Source organism: Shewanella marina JCM 15074, assembly GCF_000614975.1.
Lineage (GTDB): Bacteria > Pseudomonadota > Gammaproteobacteria > Enterobacterales > Shewanellaceae > Shewanella > Shewanella marina.
The window spans coordinates 16,085-32,454 of the sequence record NZ_BALM01000025.1 but is presented as its reverse complement, the minus strand read 5'-3'; the positions used below and the strand labels follow the sequence as shown (position 1 = coordinate 32,454).

Here is a 16,370-nt window from a genome sequence, read left to right as displayed (position 1 = left end):
TTATTTATTCACTTAATAGGCTCTTGCATCCGCAAATAGCCTCAGCTATAGCCATACACTATAATTATTGTTAGCTGTATTTTAGCGTAAAGGGATCATATGGAACCGGCCATTCTTGTCATTACTCTCGTCTGCGGCATGCTTGTAAACCGCATAGGATTACCGCCACTTATAGGCTATTTAGCCGCTGGATTTGCACTTTATTTATTTGGCATTAATGAACAAAGTTTGCCACTGCTAGAGTCGTTAGCCAACCTTGGTGTAACCCTACTTTTATTTGTTATCGGCCTCAAATTAGACTTAAAAAGCTACTTAAGGCTGAAGTGTGGGCGGGTTCGAGTCTGCACTTGATGATCTCCATGCTGCTGTTTGTGCCGCTGCTGAAACTGCTGGCGTTTATCGGCCTTGATCAACTCACTGATTTAGACTTCAATCAACTGTGTTTAATCGGTTTTGCCTTAAGCTTCTCCAGCACCATTTTTGCAGTAAAGGTGTTAGAAGACAAAGGTGATATGCAAACCCTTTATGGCCGCGTATCTATCGGTATTCTGATTATGCAGGATATCTTTGCGGTAGCGTTCTTAACTATCTCTAAGGGTGATTTCCCAAGTATTTGGGCACTGGGATTAGTGTTACTACCACTGGCACGCCCTCTATTATTCCGCGCCTTAGACAAGGTCGGTCACGGTGAGTTGTTAGTACTTTTTGGGTTAGTGATGGCCTTGGTACTCGGCGCGTGGTTATTTGAGATTGTAGGACTAAAACCTGATTTAGGCGCACTGATTATTGGTGTATTAATGGCAGGGCATCCCAAATCATCTGAGCTGGCTAAATCACTGTTCTACTTTAAGGAGCTATTCTTAGTCGCCTTCTTCTTAACGGTTGGTTTAAATGGCCTACCAAGTGTTGATGACATGATGCTGGCGCTGATTTTAGTCGCCTTAGTACCACTTAAAATTGCCTTGTTTATCGGCTTATTAACCCGCTTTAAGTTGCGTTCACGTACCAGTTTAATGGCATCATTTAACTTGGGTAACTACAGTGAATTCGGCTTAATCGTAGCCGCAGTTGCCACTCAAAAAGGTTGGTTACCTGAGCAATGGCTGATTATTTTAGCGGTGGCATTAAGCTTTAGCTTTGTATTAGCCGCGCCACTTAATATGTTTGTTAGCCAAATTTATCAACGTTTCCAACCAAAATTAAAACAGCTTGAGCGCTTTCCTCTGCATCCTGAAGACAGACCGATACAGGTGGGTAACCCTCGCTTCTTAGTACTGGGAATGGGCCGTATTGGCTGCGGGGCTTATGATGAACTACGTCAACAATTTAATGCCGAAATACTGGGTATTGAACACAAACAAGAGCTCGTTGATTTCCACCGCCAGCAAGGGCGTAATGTGGTACAAGGCGATGCGCTTGATACTGACTTTTGGGAAAAGTTAGAACGAGCCCCGAGTTTAGAAATCGTGATGCTGGCAATGCCTAATCATGCAGGTAATGCCTTTGCTGTTGAGCAACTGAAAAAGCTTGAATACCAAGGTAAGATTTGCGCTATTGTGCAATATGCTGAAGATGGTGACGCATTAAAAGAGGCTGGCGTACATACGGTATTTAACCTATATGAAGCAGCAGGCACTGGTTTTGTTGATCATGTAGTCAGTGAGATGTGTGAACAGACGAATAGCAGCCTGCAAAACGATAAAAATGAAGTAAAACACGCCATTTAATCCATTAGTAACTGCTAACATTTTATAAATGAAGCGTTTGGATTAAAATAGCAATAGAAAGCTTATAAAACATAAGCTTTCTTAATAAAAAACCGCGCATTTGCGCGGTTTAATTTTTAATCGTCGTAATCATCGCCCCAGTCATCATCAAAATCATCACTGATTGATTCTAACTCTGGCTCTGGCTCTAACTCTTCCTGTTTAGGCTTGCGAACAGGCGCAGCACTTGGACTTTCTAAGTCTAAACGGGCACGATGTTTTGCCATAAATTCTGCACGAGCTGCTTTCCATGCCGCACCATATTCGGCTTCTGCAGCAGCGACTGCTGCATCATCAAGTTCATGCAAATTAACGTTAACAATGTCTTTAACGAACTCAATAATCGCGCCACGACCCGCATGGTAGAAGTATACTCGACCCGGTTGAGCTTCAGGCAACTGATTATCATGAATAACGATGGTATCACCACGAGCCGTTTTTAACTCGCCGTACCAAACTTGTTTCTTTGTCGTGTTATACATATATGCCAATACCCTTAAATCAACACATACAATTAAAAACTCTCGGTCACAAATGTTTTACGAAAACACTTGGCCAACCATATTCAAGAATAGCTAAGTCTATTTAGGGGCTATTCTTACAGAAACATTTTCAGAATCAAGACTTGTTGTCATATTTTTTTACTAGATTAAGCCAAATAACTTGCTCAAGCGCACAAAACCAACAATAAACTAAGCAAGTGACAGCCAGCAATTGTCATTTTAACTTTTACAACACAATCACGATACAGGACAGCAGCATTATCTAATGTAGCATATTAAGGATTATCTATTTTAACAAAGACACCCTATTAGCACCTGTCTTGAAACTCACTTGCTCGTTAATGCATAAATAGCGCTTGTTTGCGATTATTGTCAAGCATTAATCAACAAAATATATAACGTTAATAACAACCAACTTATCGTGACAATAACGATGTTATTATGCACAAAATTAAATCTTGTTTGAGCGATAATAAACAGCATAAATTGATTGTCATTAACCAATATAGGTCAGATTTAACGCAATTGCTAAGCCTGAGATTATTGTTTTTATCAAGCACAGTTTAGTGAACTGTTAATATAACTATGTGACCAAGTTAACACTATGAAAATATTGAAATTAGTACTTGTACACAGGCAGTCTTTGACATATTATCAGCGCCGATATTTGGAAGAACGTCGTCTCCGGTGAGGCGTCCGGACTTCAAATCCGGGTAGGGCTGCCAGCAGTCCTGGGTAGGTTCAACTCCTATGTTCTTCCGCCAAATATCTTCTGCCAATCTTATCTTGTTTACCACTCCATTTTAGTCCAAAAAAATGCCCGCATTAGCGAGCACTTTCGATGATGTTCTATGAACAATAAACCTGTGATAACGATGTCTGCTTTGGCAATATCTGTTCTGCCGCGTCACAATCAATACGTTCGCCATGGCTGTAAATTGTAGCGCGATTATTACGACAAAATCCCACCAGCGTAATGTTACATTTTTCGGCAAGCTCGACTGCTAGGCTGTCGCCGCTGAAATAGCAAAAATAATTTCGATATTGGCACTAGCCGCTTTTTGTACCATCTCAAAACTGGCACGACTGGTCAGCAAAATCGCTTGCGGTACGGGGCAATCATGACGAGCTACAGCCCCAATTAACTTATCGAGTGCAATATGACGTCCCACATCTTCAAAGGTGGCACAAATATCTCCCGTACGATTAAGCACCATTGCAGCATGAGTTGCACCAGTCTCATTGAATACACTTTGCTGAGCAGCAATAGCATCAAGTGTGGCGGGTAAGTAATTGATATTGAAGCGACGCTGCATGGATACTTGTTTAACCGGCTTCATTGCATGTTCAAGTTGGGCAACACCACATAGACCACAACCAGTACGGCCAGCCATACTGCGGCGTTGTTCTTTAAGCGCCATAAAGCATCGATTAGTAATTTCGATATGAATTAAGATGCCGTTATCGACCTCTTCAATATCGACCCCTTTAATCTCAGTTAACTGATCCACAATCCGTTCAGATAGCGTAAAACCAATGGCAAACTGTTCTAAATTGGCTGGGGTTGCCATCATCACAGTATGGGAAATACCGTTATAGATAAGTGCAACGCGCACCTCATTGGCTAAGGTTTCAGTAATATCACTGGTATTGGCACTGCGATATAAACTCACGCTTTTGCTACTGGTAATCTGATTGCTATTTAGATCCATTTTACTTCTCTTCAATCACCATAATGGATGGTGTACTAATAATCGATTAATGTTCGCTATACAGCTCGGCGTCACGAATAGTGCGGCAATTGTCGCCATAGCAGCGACGAGTAAAACCGCTACGGTCAAACAGTTCTAACACTTGAATACTGACTTTACGGCCAAGGTTAATGAGCTGTTTAAAATCTGCGGTCGCCAATACCGTGTGATTGCTCATGTAATCACGGATCAAAGCGGCATATTGGTACACTTGCAGACTCAATAAATAACGATCTTTAACCACTGCCGTCAGTTCACCAATTTGCACTAACTTGTAGCACAGACTACGAATGGTTTGCGGCTCACAGTTAAGCTGTTTAGCAAAATCTGTAACCCATAATGGCTGCTGTTGCTCTAGCAATAATGTTTGCATCTGCTGCCATAGCGGTAGTTCTTGCGCGGTTAAACTGATTTGATGTTGTGGCAAATGGTACAAGCCACGTGAGCTTTGCAATTGAGCTTGTTCACATAGCTGTTTTAAGAGATGGAAAATCACATTATCAGGCACGGTTAAGTGACTCATACGCGCGAGACGACTGCGACCTAAACCTAATTCATCTTGGTGAGTTTGATGATATTGTGCAATCACCTGATATAAGCGCGTTGCCATCTGTTGATAACGTTCAGGATCAATCAATTGATCGTCGATCTGCTGTAGCCCAAGTTCACTAGCCATCTGCTTAATTTGCGCGGGCAATAACTGCCATGCCCAGCAGCAATCTGCTTGGCTTAAACTGGTGTGACGGCAGCTAACTTGCAGTGCGGCAAGCGGAGTAACGCTTTGCGCAAGCTGATTTAGATAAGCAATGCGTTCTGGTTTACGCTTACCACGGTTTGGCGGCACTAATTCTAATACTTGTGCGCCCCCCAGTGTCAGTTTTGCACCTGCATCACGGATCACTATGGTATCTAATTGGGTCAGTAACAGCGGCTGCTCAAATTGCAGCTCGACCAAATGCCCTTGCTTATCGGCTGCTGCCAAATAAGCAATACGACCAATACAGTGTTCTCCACCATGATGAAAATGCACGCTTTGCCAATGTGTCGGGGTAATCTCGCCTTGAAAAAGTGCGGTCACCCGCGTTGATTTTTCAATTTGTGGCAACTGGGTTAACCAATCACCACGCTGCGGTAACTGGTGGTTATCAATACCCGTTAGGTTAAGAGCGACTCGTTGTTGGGCACTGCCCTGCTCGGCTACTTGTCCTTGTGCATGAATGCTACGCACTCGTAATGGTTGCGACTGGCCACTGCAATAGAGTTTATCGTCAATATGCACTGTGCCACTGATCACTGTGCCCGTTACCACCACACCGGCACCTTTCACACTAAAGACGCGATCTATGGTCATTCTAAAGGCACTGTCAATCTCATTTTGGCGAGCAAGTTCTGTCATCGCGAGCTGACAAAGATGTTGTTTTAATGGCTCAATCCCTTGCATGCTGATAGCCGATACCGCAAAGCGATATTGGCAAATATCGACATTGGCAAGTAACAGATCAATTTGTTGCTCCACAGACTCTAATTGGCTCGGTTCAACTTTGTCACACTTACTGATAACGATGGTTAAGCTGGCTAGATTAAGCAGTTGTAAAATCGCCAAATGTTCGCGGGTTTGTGGCATTACGCCATCATCGGCGGCAATAATTAATAAGGCATGTTTGGCATGTGATACGCCCACCAGCATATTATTAATAAATTTTTCATGGCCCGGTACATCAACAAATGCTAAACGCAATTCACGGCTGACATTCATAAAGGCATAACCTAAATCAATGGTCATGCCGCGACGTTTCTCTTCCGGTAAGCGATCGGTATCAACTCCGGTTAGCGCCTGAATCAAGGTCGTTTTACCATGATCAACATGGCCTGCGGTAACCATGATCATAGGCGTGTCTCCAATTGCTTAACGCTATGATTTAATCCTTGTTGCAGTAACTGCTGTAGCTCATCAATATTGTCGCAACCTCGCAGATCTAACCATAACAGATCACTATGAATACGGCCGATAATCGGTTTCGTTAATTGTTTGAGCGTCTTATCTAACTGTAGTAATTGGCTGGAGTTAGCCGCTTTAATACAGAGAGCGATTGATTCAAGTAGTTGATCGGGCTGCGAACCACTGCCCACTTGGGTAAAACAAGGTTGAATACTGATCCTAAAATAGGCGGAAACAGGTAATTGACTGATGAGTTGCTGCGCCATATTGGTGAGTTCTGAGACTGGCTTGGCAAGTTTCGCTAACATAGGTAATTGTTGCGGTAATTGCTCTGGTTGACGGTATAAACGCAGCGTGGCCTCTAACGCAGCAAGGGTCATTTTATCACAGCGCAATGCACGTTTAAGTGGATGAGATTGCAGTTTATCAATCATTTTTTTATCGCCCACCACTAAGCCGGCTTGCGGTCCACCGAGCAGTTTATCACCTGAAAAACTGACTAGATTAACGCCATCTTTGAGCATTTGCTGTGGCATCGGCTCTTTGGTTAAACCAAATTGAGATAAGTCTGTTAAAGCACCGCTGCCTAAATCGGAAAGTAGCGCAATCCCTTGCGCATGGCATAGCGAAGCTAACTCGCATTCATCTACCACCGCCGTAAAACCACTAATGTGATAATTACTGGTATGAACTTTCATAATAGCGGCGGTGTTATCGGTAATGGCCGCCTCATAATCACTTAAATGAGTGCGATTGGTGCAACCGACTTCGACCAGAGTACAGCCCGCTTGTCGCATGATATCGGGAATGCGAAAAGCGCCGCCGATCTCCACCAATTCTCCGCGTGAAACAATCACCTCTTTACCCGGTGCAATAGCGGCTAACATCAGTAATACTGCGGCGGCATTGTTATTCACAATACAGCAAGCTTGGGCGCCGGTAAGTTCATGGATCAACTCGCCAATATGTTGATCGCGGTGACCGCGTTGCCCTAAGCCCATATCAAACTCTAATGGGATGGGTTCTCGCATCACAGTAGTTACCGCATCAATTGCAGCTTGGCTCATTTGCGAACGCCCTAAATTGGTATGCAAAACTGTGCCAGTTAAATTGATCACGGCTTGCATACTGTGGCGATCTTTATCTTGTAATTGTTGCTCAAGCTTAGCCACAATCGCTTGCGGATCTCGGCACCATACTGGCAAGCTGGCTTGACTGGCAATCATATTACGGGCTTGATTGAGCAACTCAGTTAGCTGCTGTTTGACCCATGCTTTACCATAAATATCGCTAAGGCCGATCACTTGAGGTATCAACAGTAAACTATCCATCGCAGGTAAGTGCCGATATAACGCCTGTGGATTGTTGATAACTTGAGTCATGGGTCTTTTATTTCCTTATCTTATAAATAACAAAAAAAGCAGACCACCAATGTGGTCTGCTTATTGAACAATCTTGATTATTGCTCGTGCGCTAATACAAATGGATTCACGGTTGTTGCTGTAAACCCTTGCTCAACCATATTTGATCAAATACATGGTCGCTAAGTCATCGACTGCAGCCTCTAGGCTTGGGTCAATATCAGTAAACAACATCTTGGTATAGCCATGGCAGTGATCGCAGCTTTCAATCCGTACGCTAGCTTGCTTTTCTTGCTCTGCCCATAGGTAAATTTTGTCGTCCTTGTCGCATACTGTGCAGGCAGCCCGCACCATATGCCACTCGGTTTCACACAAACTACAGTGCAAATAACGCAAACCTGTACGTGGTTTATCTTTGATCATGCTCACCACAGGATGGCTACCACAAACAGGACATAGCTGTTTGTGATCAGTCACTTGATGCGTAAGCTCAGGGATTGGCTTAGCCGCCCAATGCGACCAATACACGCTCATTGCCGCCCAAATAAATAGGCTATATTGAGCTGGTACTCGGCTAAATTCACCGCGGCGTAGTGCATTGCCATAATCCGCTAAAATAGCTTGATCCAATTGTCCTAACGTTTGCAGTACCTCGGCAATTTGCTCTGATACTACTGGCAATAACCCACTAATAAGCTCAAGCAATAGCACTTGCCAATATTGATTATCACCACAATGCTCAATTGAAAATGGCATCTCTTGGCCTGATACAAAACTTGGCATCGCACCAAAATCTGCATTTTTTGCAAGGCTTACCTGCATATTAACTAACTGCTCTAACAGCGTTAAGTAATCGACCATAGGTGAATCAATCGCAAGCTTTGCTAATCGCTCAGCGCGCTTTTGATAAACCGCAATCGGTGCAGGTGCTAAAATCGGGATAATCGCCAAATTCTGTGTTGGAATTTGATCAGCTTCGAGTATTGCTTGAGTCATAATTAATGTTTTTCCTGCTCTGATTCGTCTAGCATTAATGGATGATGTTTACGTACCCAAGCACGTGACACCTTGCCATACAACATGCCGGCAATAGAACCTTCAATCCAAGTTGCCATCCATACGTGAACGATTAAGCCCAGTAATAAAACGATGGCACATAGTGCATGGAAGAAGATCGCCCATTGCACAACTTCAGGGCTAAAGTGTGGCGCGAAATAAGGCTGCCACATAATGAAACCTGTCACAGTCAGTACTACTGAGGTCAAAATAAACATGCGAAATAGCATTTTTTGACCTGCGTTATAGTGACCTGCAGGCGGAATTTTATCTTCGTTGTCTAGCATCACATCTTTCATGTGAGCCATCCACGCCGCATCTTGCTTCTGGAACTTGTTATGCTTGTAATAACGAATTAGCAATAACATCCAAGTGAAGCACATTAAGACACCTGTAAATGGGTGTAAAACACGTGCAAGCTGTGGTGAGCCAAGTACCGCCCCCATCCACTGAAATGATGGATATAGGAACGAGAAACCAGACAAAATAGTGAAGAAAGCCGTTACCACAATAAACCAGTGACATAGGCGATCGAATAAACGATGACGCACAATCATTGATGACTTTTGCATAATCAATTACTCCTCGCTGCCATTGTTTTGTTCATCTTCTTGCACACGGTTACGACCGACAGCAATACGATGTACCAGTGCTAAACCGGCCATACCGATAATACCCGCAGTACCCAGTGGCTTTAACCAATCCTGTTTCAGGGTATTTGGTTTACTCACAACTGGATCTTTTGGCATACCATAAGCTTCTGGATTAGTGATATCTTCAAAGATCATGATCATGCCTGTACCACCAACACCTGCTGGGTTATAGATACCTGCTTTGGTTTTACCGTTAGCATGTAGCTGCGCCACACGTTGCTCGGCCAAAAATAGCATATCTTCTCGGGTACCAAACTTCAGTGCCCCAGTCACACATGTTTTCACGCATGACGGTTCCAAACCTGCCGCTAAACGATCGCTACACATAGTGCACTTGTAAGCTTTATGATCTTTTGGCGATAGCTTAGGCACACTAAATGGACATGCTGTGGTGCAATAACCACAACCGATGCATTTGTCTGCATCAAAATCCACAGTACCGTCAGCACGCTGGAAAATTGCACCTTCAGTTGAACATGCCATTAAGCATGATGGCTCATCACAATGCATACATGCAGTGTGAGTGAAGTTCCAATGGAACTTGTTATCATCCATCACTTCATGGAACTGCATTAGCGTCCAACATTCAGATGAAAGATCCATCGGGTTTTGGTAGCTACCTTGGAAGGTTCCTACTTCAGCACGTAGATCGTTCCACTCACTACATGCCACCTGACAACCTTTACAGCCTGTACATAAAGTCGCATCAAATAATTTTGCTACCTTATCTACCGCATGACGCGCTTGAGCTGGCGGCGTTAGCTCAGAGGTACCTGAGCGTAAAATAATATCTCTTGCAGACATAACTTAGATTGCCTCCGCCTTTTCGATGTTAACCAAGAATGCTTTGTACTCAGGAGTTTGCGTATTCGCATCGCCCACATATGGGGTTAGCGAGTTAATTTCATACGCTTCGCGAGTTAGGCCTTCATAGTTAGCGTGTAGCGGAATACCAATCGTATGCAACGTTTTACCATTTACAACATATGGTTGCAGACGCTTGGTCACTAAAGCTTTAGTCACAATATAGTTACGCTTAGAGCTCACCTTAACCCAGTCACCATTAGCGATGCCTTTCTGCTTCGCTAGCACTTCATCCATTTCGATAAAGTGTTGTGGCTGTGCAATCGCATTTAAGCGCGAGTGAGTCGTCCAGTTGTTAAAGTGCTCAGTTAAGTGATAGCTCGTACCCACATATGGGAAATCTTCAAAATCACCTAATTGCGCTTTATCGTCAGCAAAAATACGTACCGCAGGGTTAGTAATCACCTCTGGGTGCATAGGGTTGGTGCCGATTGGGCTTTCCATTGGCTCATAATGCTCAGGGAATGGACCCTCAGCCATTAAGCGGTTAGCAAATAAACGTGCATGACCTTCTGGTTGCATTAAGAAACCAGTTTTAGCACTCGCTTGTGGATCAAGCTTGCTATTGAAGTCAGGTACGTCAATACCGGTCCACTTACCGTCAGTCCACTCCATTAAGGTGCGGTCTTTATCCCATGGATTACCATTTACGTCAGCAGAGGCGCGGTTATAAAGGATACGGCGGTTTGCAGGCCATGCGAATGACCAACCTGGCGTAATACCTTTACCTGATGGATCAGCGTTATCACGACGTGCCATCATGTTGCCTTGCTCTGTCCAGCTACCGGTGTAAATCCAGCAACCACAAGCGGTACTACCGTCTGCTTTTAGCTCACCAAAGCTGCTTAACTGACGACCTGTAGCCACATCTTGACCGTTTAGCTGCTTAGCCACTTCTTCTGCAGTTGGGTTAGCAGGGTTAACGTATTGCCAATCTAACGCAGCAACTGCTTCTGGTAGTGCACCACCTTCTTCAGCATATAAACGCTTAAGTTCAGCAAGGATACCTGCCCAAATTTCGCCATCAGCCTTAGCTTCTTTTGGTGAATTTGCGCCCTTCCAGTGCCACTGCATCCAACGACCCGAGTTCACAATCGTACCTTCTTCTTCGGCAAAACAGCCGGTAGGTAGACGGAACACTTCAGTCATGATGTTAGCAGTATCAACTTCGTTAAATAGCTTCTTGTTACGCCAGAAAGTTGCTGTTTCAACCGCTAATGGATCAACCACAACAAGGAACTTCAGCTTAGCTAATGCTTCATTAATTTTTGCTTTATTTGGTAGTGAGCTTAGGACGTTAAAGCCCTGCACAATATAACCATTGACCTTACCTTGCTTCATCATCTCAAAGTAACGTAGTACGTCGTATTGCATGTCCCACTTTGGCATCCATTCATAACCGAAGTTATTTTCTGGTGTTGCAGCTTCACCCCAGAAAGACTTCATTAATGAAACGAAGAATTTAGGGTAATTTTGCCAGTAGTTAGTTTGACCAGGACGTAGTGGTTTAGGCGCGTGATGTTCAAAGTGCGCTTGTAAATCTACATCTTTATCACTTGGTAACTTCAAGTAACCAGGTAGGTTCTGACATAGCAGACCCATATCGGTAATACCTTGAATATTTGAGTGACCACGTAGCGCGTTAACACCGCCACCTAGCATACCCATGTTACCCAGAATTAACTGTACCATTGCCATAGAGCGAATGTTTTGTGCGCCCTTGGTATGTTGAGTCCAACCTAATGCATACAAGAAAGTTGCGACTTTATTATTTGCATGAGTGGCACCAATCACCTGACAAACCTGCTCATATTGAGCTTTAGGAGTACCGGTAATATTGACAACTTTGTCGATGGTATAACGATCAACATGTTGCTTTAATAAGTTCCATACACAACGAGGGTGTTCTAGGCTTTCATCAACCATGGCATAGCCTTGGTCATCAAGCTCATAGAACCATGACTCTTTGTCATAACTACCTGTTTTAGGATCGTAGCCGGTAAATAAACCGTCTTCGTAACCATAATCTTCACGCACGATAAAGCTCGCGTTAGTGAAGGTTTTAACATAGTCATAGTTAACTTGGTTGGTATCGATTAAATAACGAATTAGACCAAGGAAGAATGCAATATCAGAACCTGAACGTAGGTTCGCATAATAATCAGCTACAGCAGCACTGCGGTTAAAGCGAGGGTCAACCACCACAAGCTTAGCGTTATTATGTTGCATGGCTTCTGTTACCCAGCTAAAACCAACCGGATGGTTTTCTGCTGCGTTACCGCCCATTACTACAACTACATCGGCATTTTTAATGTCGATCCAGTGGTTTGTCATCGCGCCGCGACCAAATGTTGGAGCAAGACTTGCTACCGTTGGTGCGTGTCAAATACGAGCTTGTGTATCTACGGCAACTAAGCCTAGACCACGAGCGAATTTTTGCGTTAAGAAACCAGCTTCGTTACTTTGTGCAGATGCAGTTAGCATACCCGTTGTCATCCAACGGTTAACAGGAGTACCTGCAGCGTTGGTCTTGATCATGTTTTGATCACGGTCGTCTTTCATTAGACGAGCAATACGGGTAAAGGCTTCTTGCCAGCTGATACGCTGCCAAGTTGCAGCACCAGGTGCGCGGTATTCAGGATACTGTAGGCGGTTAGGGCTGTTTACAAAATCAAGTAGACCAGCACCCTTTGGACATAATGCGCCACGGCTGACTGGATGATCTGCATCCCCTTCGATATGAAATAGTGATGGCTCAACATTCTTGCTCACATCACCACGGCTGTACATCAACAAACCACAACCTACTGAACAATAACAGCAGTTGTTACGAGTCTCTTTTGCTCGTATTAGTTTGAATTCACGAGGCGCAGCAAAAGCAAGAGTAGGCATTAAACCTAGTCCTGCAATTGCCGAGGTCGCAACCCCACCTGCGCACAGTTTAAAAAACTGTCGTCTATTCATTATCCGATAACCCTCAAGTTTAAAATCTTTATTGAGCTGCCAGTACTCCTACCTACCAACATAATCATGCCAAGCTCTCTACTTCCCAGCACAATCAACTCAATTCACACGACATTACAGCTAAACTAGCCATAAAACGGCGCGAGTATCTTAAAAATGACTTCAAATAACAAATAGCCTTATGTGATCCAGATCAAATTTGATATTAGTTTTTTCAAATTCACTGCAATTTAAATAATAAACAGTTTAATTAGCTATTTAAATCACAAAAAACAACAAAAACCTCTGTTAAATCACATAAAAACAGATAAGGACAATATGTCTATATTGTATTGGTACATTTTGACACATTTTACAACGAATTACAGATGAGTCTCATTGTCATTCATCGCTATTAACAAGCAATAAAGCCCGTAAATAGGCGTTTATGATAACGACTAAAAAGATTGTAGTCCGTGATTACGACAACAAAATGCATATAAAAAATTAAATAAGGACATTTTGATACAGTTTTTTATATTGACCTACTTGTCATTATCAATTACCAGCTTACAAGCTAGATACAACTCAGGTACAAATTGAACAATTAAACAACATAAAGGTGGGACATAAAAAAAAGGCCACTGTAAGTAACAGTGGCCTTGAGTTATTTTAATACTTACTTGGTAAATAACATTAGTTTGCTAAGCGCCAAACGCCCCATTCACCTGTGATACCGGGTTCATCACCTTTAGTCCACCAATGCGCTCGCCACGTTTGGTTATTGTGAGTCACTACGTCATTCTCAGTGTATTCAGCAGTTGCATTCCACGTTTGCCCTGTTGGCGGCTCTGGTAATTCGGGTTCAGGCAATTCAGGATCAACCGTACCCGCTACTTCACGCCATACGCCCCACTCACCTGTTGTGCCCGGCTCATCACCTTTGGTCCACCAATGAGCACGCCAGTTCTTGTCTTGATGAGTGACAATATTGCCTTCTATATAAGTGGCATTCTTATCCCAACTACCTTGTGGTAACTCTGGCTCAATCGGTGGTTCTACTGGCGGCTCTACCGGTGGCACTTCCGCTTCAATGATAGATAACACAAATGACGCATTGGCTTGCTTAGTCAATACTTGGTTTGCGTGTAGATTATTACGATCATACATATAGTGCGACATTTCGGCATGCCAGATACCGATAAACCAATCTGGCTTATGCTTATCTGATACTTGCAATGCTAATTGCTCTTGCCAGCTATAACGATTATCTGCAGTGATCAATACTCGCTCTTCGAGTACTTCGTCACCTTGTTCGTTAAAGCCGCGTAAGCTGACATAGTCCCCTTCATCTGGGGTTGGATAGCCCACTGGAATATAGTAGCCCAAAGCATTTAGGTATGGCTTATCTGGATCTGGCGTTTCACCACCATCGCCACCACCACTTTCACCGTCGTAGCTAAAACTTATATCACTACAGTTATAGAAACCTTCACCTGCGGCATCATCACGCTGCCAGCGGGTGTATAAAATCGCATCGCCGCTGCGATCATTTGGCAAACTGACTTTAATGCGGTACTTACGATCACTATCCACAGGCACATTACCAGCGGTATCAACGAGCTCAAGATCATCCCAGGTTAACGGTTGGCTATGATCATAATCAGGCTTAGTAATATAGAACTGCCAAAATGACGGATTGTGTGGCGCAGTCGCATGAAACACCATCTCAATTTGATCGTTTTGATCTAGCTTAATCTTAGTTTTTTGCCACTCAGGTGAGGCAATGCTCATACCTGCTTTAGGCTGATTACCTGCTGAACATAATTGACCATCAGGCACTTGGCGCTTGACCGCATCCATGTTGTTGTAGTCTTTAGTTAACGCAGCAAATTCATTCTTTTGAATAAAGGGATAAGTACCCGACATATCAAATGCAGCTTTACATGCAGAGTTGGGAATATCTTGACCATCAACAGACCAATAACCGCCGTCATCATAACAAATGACTTGCCTTGCCGCCGGAAACTCGACCCACCCATGAGCTGATACCGTATGTGAAATAGTGGCACATGCCAATAAACCTAATGCCTTACTAATACTATTTAATCTAGACAAGATACTTCCTCTAAAACTGCCTAATAACGACTTTATTTACTATAGTCGGCATAGTTTTATAGAGCAATATCTTGATTTAGATCAAGTTAGCCATTTTTCACCACAAGATATTTTTATATTATATTTTTCAATAATTTAGACTTTATTAATTTATATTAATGATACAAAATGAAGCATTTAATCGATTAGATAAGTGCTTAAATGTAACGAATAATCCCTATATATTGATACAAGTGTTTGTATTTACACTACTTCATAAATTCGACCCAATAAAAAGGGCTAACCTAGGTTAGCCCTTTGTGGGGAATGTAGCTTACTTAATACGAGGTAAGTCTAAGTCAGCTAACCAGTCGTTCAATTGCATATCGTTAAGACCGTAGAAACCTTTAGATGGAACGGCTTTTCTAGCTAAAGTTGCATAAGGTGCAACAGTCACTGCAGTACCAATTTCACCTGGTTTCATAATTGAATATGAGAAAGCAACATAGGTACGGTCAAATACAACATGGGAGTCATTACCACATTCAGTTACTGACCAAACTACAGCTTTACGATGTGCTTCTAAGAAGGCTTTTAAATCTTCTTCGCTATCATTCTTCGTCCATATACCCGCATCCTCAATAAATAAGTCTGAGCAATGATCACGGTCTGCAGAAAGTGAAATGGCAATAAATGACCATACACCGTAACCTTCACCCTCTTTTAAAGCTTCATCAGCTTGTGGGCGATATGCAGTCACACTTTTGTTAGCACAAATGACATGTGAACCTGGTAAAAGTGGGAAACGGCGATTACTTTCAGTACCAAATAAGTTTTTACCGGCTTCAATTAATGGGGCTGCATCGTATACATCTAACATAGAACCATTATATTGCTCTACACTAAACAAAGGTTGAATTTTGTTGTTGTAGATATCTTCGTGAATAGCAATATCATGACCCCACACTTGACCTGCTAAGCCACAGAAGCTTGATGCAGTTAGCATGTTAATTTGACCAACGTATGCGTCCGCACACTCACCTTTGTCATAAGTAACAATACCATCAAGTAATGTATCATCTGTTTTTTTAACAGTACCAGTAGATACTTTTAACACTGATACATAACCAAGACCTTGGGCACCGGGGCAGCCATAACCGTCACAATAATCATCAAATGGGCTAATCGCTGTTTTATCAATTTTTGGTGCTTTCATACTAACCTCTGCAGTTGACTAAGCGATTGAGATAGTTTCGCTAGTCGTCAATTTTAAATTACTAAATTTCAGCATAAATATGTTAGTTACCGATAAGAGCAATCTCATCACTCTTACCGCTAACCAATAGCTTTCGTATGTAGAGTTGGTTTATCTTTCGACATTTATTTCACTTACGTCCAATTGTCACGACAGCAACTGGAACGGATTAAACACTAATA

At 42.9% G+C, this 16,370-nt stretch carries 9 protein-coding genes, 1 tRNA gene and 2 pseudogenes; 2 read left to right on the top strand and 10 right to left on the bottom strand.

The annotated features are described in order from the left end of the window. Window positions 1-99 precede the first annotated feature (99 nt). A pseudogene (locus tag JCM15074_RS25290) lies at window positions 100-1,727 on the top strand (cation:proton antiporter domain-containing protein). A 116-nt stretch (window positions 1,728-1,843) separates the two neighbouring features. On the opposite strand, the gene JCM15074_RS15865 reads toward JCM15074_RS25290, so the two are convergent. Further along, complete coding sequence (locus JCM15074_RS15865) at window positions 1,844-2,248, bottom strand: hypothetical protein (protein WP_025822338.1); 405 nt, start codon at window positions 2,246-2,248, stop codon at window positions 1,844-1,846. Window positions 2,249-2,938: 690 nt separating this feature from the next. Here JCM15074_RS15865 and JCM15074_RS24230 point away from each other — a divergent pair. Next, window positions 2,939-3,033, top strand: a tRNA-Sec gene (locus tag JCM15074_RS24230). A gap of 85 nt (window positions 3,034-3,118) precedes the next feature. Here JCM15074_RS24230 and fdhD read toward each other — a convergent pair. From fdhD to hdcA, 9 genes and pseudogenes are all read right to left on the bottom strand, one after another. After that, a pseudogene (fdhD, locus tag JCM15074_RS22615) lies at window positions 3,119-3,981 on the bottom strand (formate dehydrogenase accessory sulfurtransferase FdhD). A gap of 46 nt (window positions 3,982-4,027) precedes the next feature. Then, window positions 4,028-5,908 (bottom strand): selenocysteine-specific translation elongation factor, encoded by a 1,881-nt coding sequence (selB, locus tag JCM15074_RS15855; RefSeq protein WP_025822336.1) that lies wholly within the window; start codon window positions 5,906-5,908, stop codon window positions 4,028-4,030. Next, window positions 5,905-7,341: an L-seryl-tRNA(Sec) selenium transferase gene (gene selA / locus JCM15074_RS15850; protein WP_025822333.1), complete on the bottom strand. Its 1,437-nt coding sequence runs from the start codon at window positions 7,339-7,341 to the stop codon at window positions 5,905-5,907. The genes selB and selA overlap by 4 nt, the downstream gene beginning before the upstream one ends. A gap of 132 nt (window positions 7,342-7,473) precedes the next feature. Beyond that, complete coding sequence (gene fdhE / locus JCM15074_RS22610) at window positions 7,474-8,316, bottom strand: formate dehydrogenase accessory protein FdhE (RefSeq protein WP_234400253.1); 843 nt, start codon at window positions 8,314-8,316, stop codon at window positions 7,474-7,476. A gap of 2 nt (window positions 8,317-8,318) precedes the next feature. After that, window positions 8,319-8,948, bottom strand: coding sequence for a formate dehydrogenase subunit gamma (locus tag JCM15074_RS15840; protein ID WP_025822331.1), 630 nt, complete (start codon window positions 8,946-8,948; stop codon window positions 8,319-8,321). Window positions 8,949-8,954: 6 nt separating this feature from the next. Further along, a complete protein-coding gene (locus JCM15074_RS15835; RefSeq protein ID WP_025822329.1) occupies window positions 8,955-9,833 on the bottom strand; it encodes a 4Fe-4S dicluster domain-containing protein in 879 nt (292 codons plus the stop codon). Between the two features lie 3 nt (window positions 9,834-9,836). Next, on the bottom strand, window positions 9,837-12,857 hold the full coding sequence (fdnG, locus tag JCM15074_RS15830) for a formate dehydrogenase-N subunit alpha (RefSeq protein WP_148300819.1): 3,021 nt from the start codon (window positions 12,855-12,857) through the stop codon (window positions 9,837-9,839). Between the two features lie 675 nt (window positions 12,858-13,532). Beyond that, window positions 13,533-14,954 carry a lytic polysaccharide monooxygenase gene (locus JCM15074_RS15820; RefSeq protein WP_234400252.1) on the bottom strand — a complete coding sequence of 474 codons (1,422 nt, stop codon included), beginning with the start codon at window positions 14,952-14,954 and terminating at the stop codon, window positions 13,533-13,535. A 313-nt stretch (window positions 14,955-15,267) separates the two neighbouring features. After that, the gene (gene hdcA, locus JCM15074_RS22605; RefSeq protein WP_037469844.1) at window positions 15,268-16,149 is read right to left on the bottom strand and encodes a histidine decarboxylase, pyruvoyl type; all 882 of its coding nucleotides are present in this window, start codon (window positions 16,147-16,149) and stop codon (window positions 15,268-15,270) included. Between the last annotated feature and the right edge of the window lie 221 nt (window positions 16,150-16,370).

Bases quoted from the DNA above. Each gene is read 5' to 3' on its own strand.
- JCM15074_RS15865 (WP_025822338.1), bottom strand. From the start codon at position 2,248: ATGTATAACACGACAAAGAAACAAGTTTGGTACGGCGAGTTAAAAACG.
- selB (WP_025822336.1), bottom strand. From the start codon at position 5,908: ATGATCATGGTTACCGCAGGCCATGTTGATCATGGTAAAACGACCTTG.
- selA (WP_025822333.1), bottom strand. From the start codon at position 7,341: ATGACTCAAGTTATCAACAATCCACAGGCGTTATATCGGCACTTACCT.
- fdhE (WP_234400253.1), bottom strand. From the start codon at position 8,316: ATGACTCAAGCAATACTCGAAGCTGATCAAATTCCAACACAGAATTTG.
- JCM15074_RS15840 (WP_025822331.1), bottom strand. From the start codon at position 8,948: ATGCAAAAGTCATCAATGATTGTGCGTCATCGTTTATTCGATCGCCTA.
- JCM15074_RS15835 (WP_025822329.1), bottom strand. From the start codon at position 9,833: ATGTCTGCAAGAGATATTATTTTACGCTCAGGTACCTCTGAGCTAACG.
- hdcA (WP_037469844.1), bottom strand. From the start codon at position 16,149: ATGAAAGCACCAAAAATTGATAAAACAGCGATTAGCCCATTTGATGAT.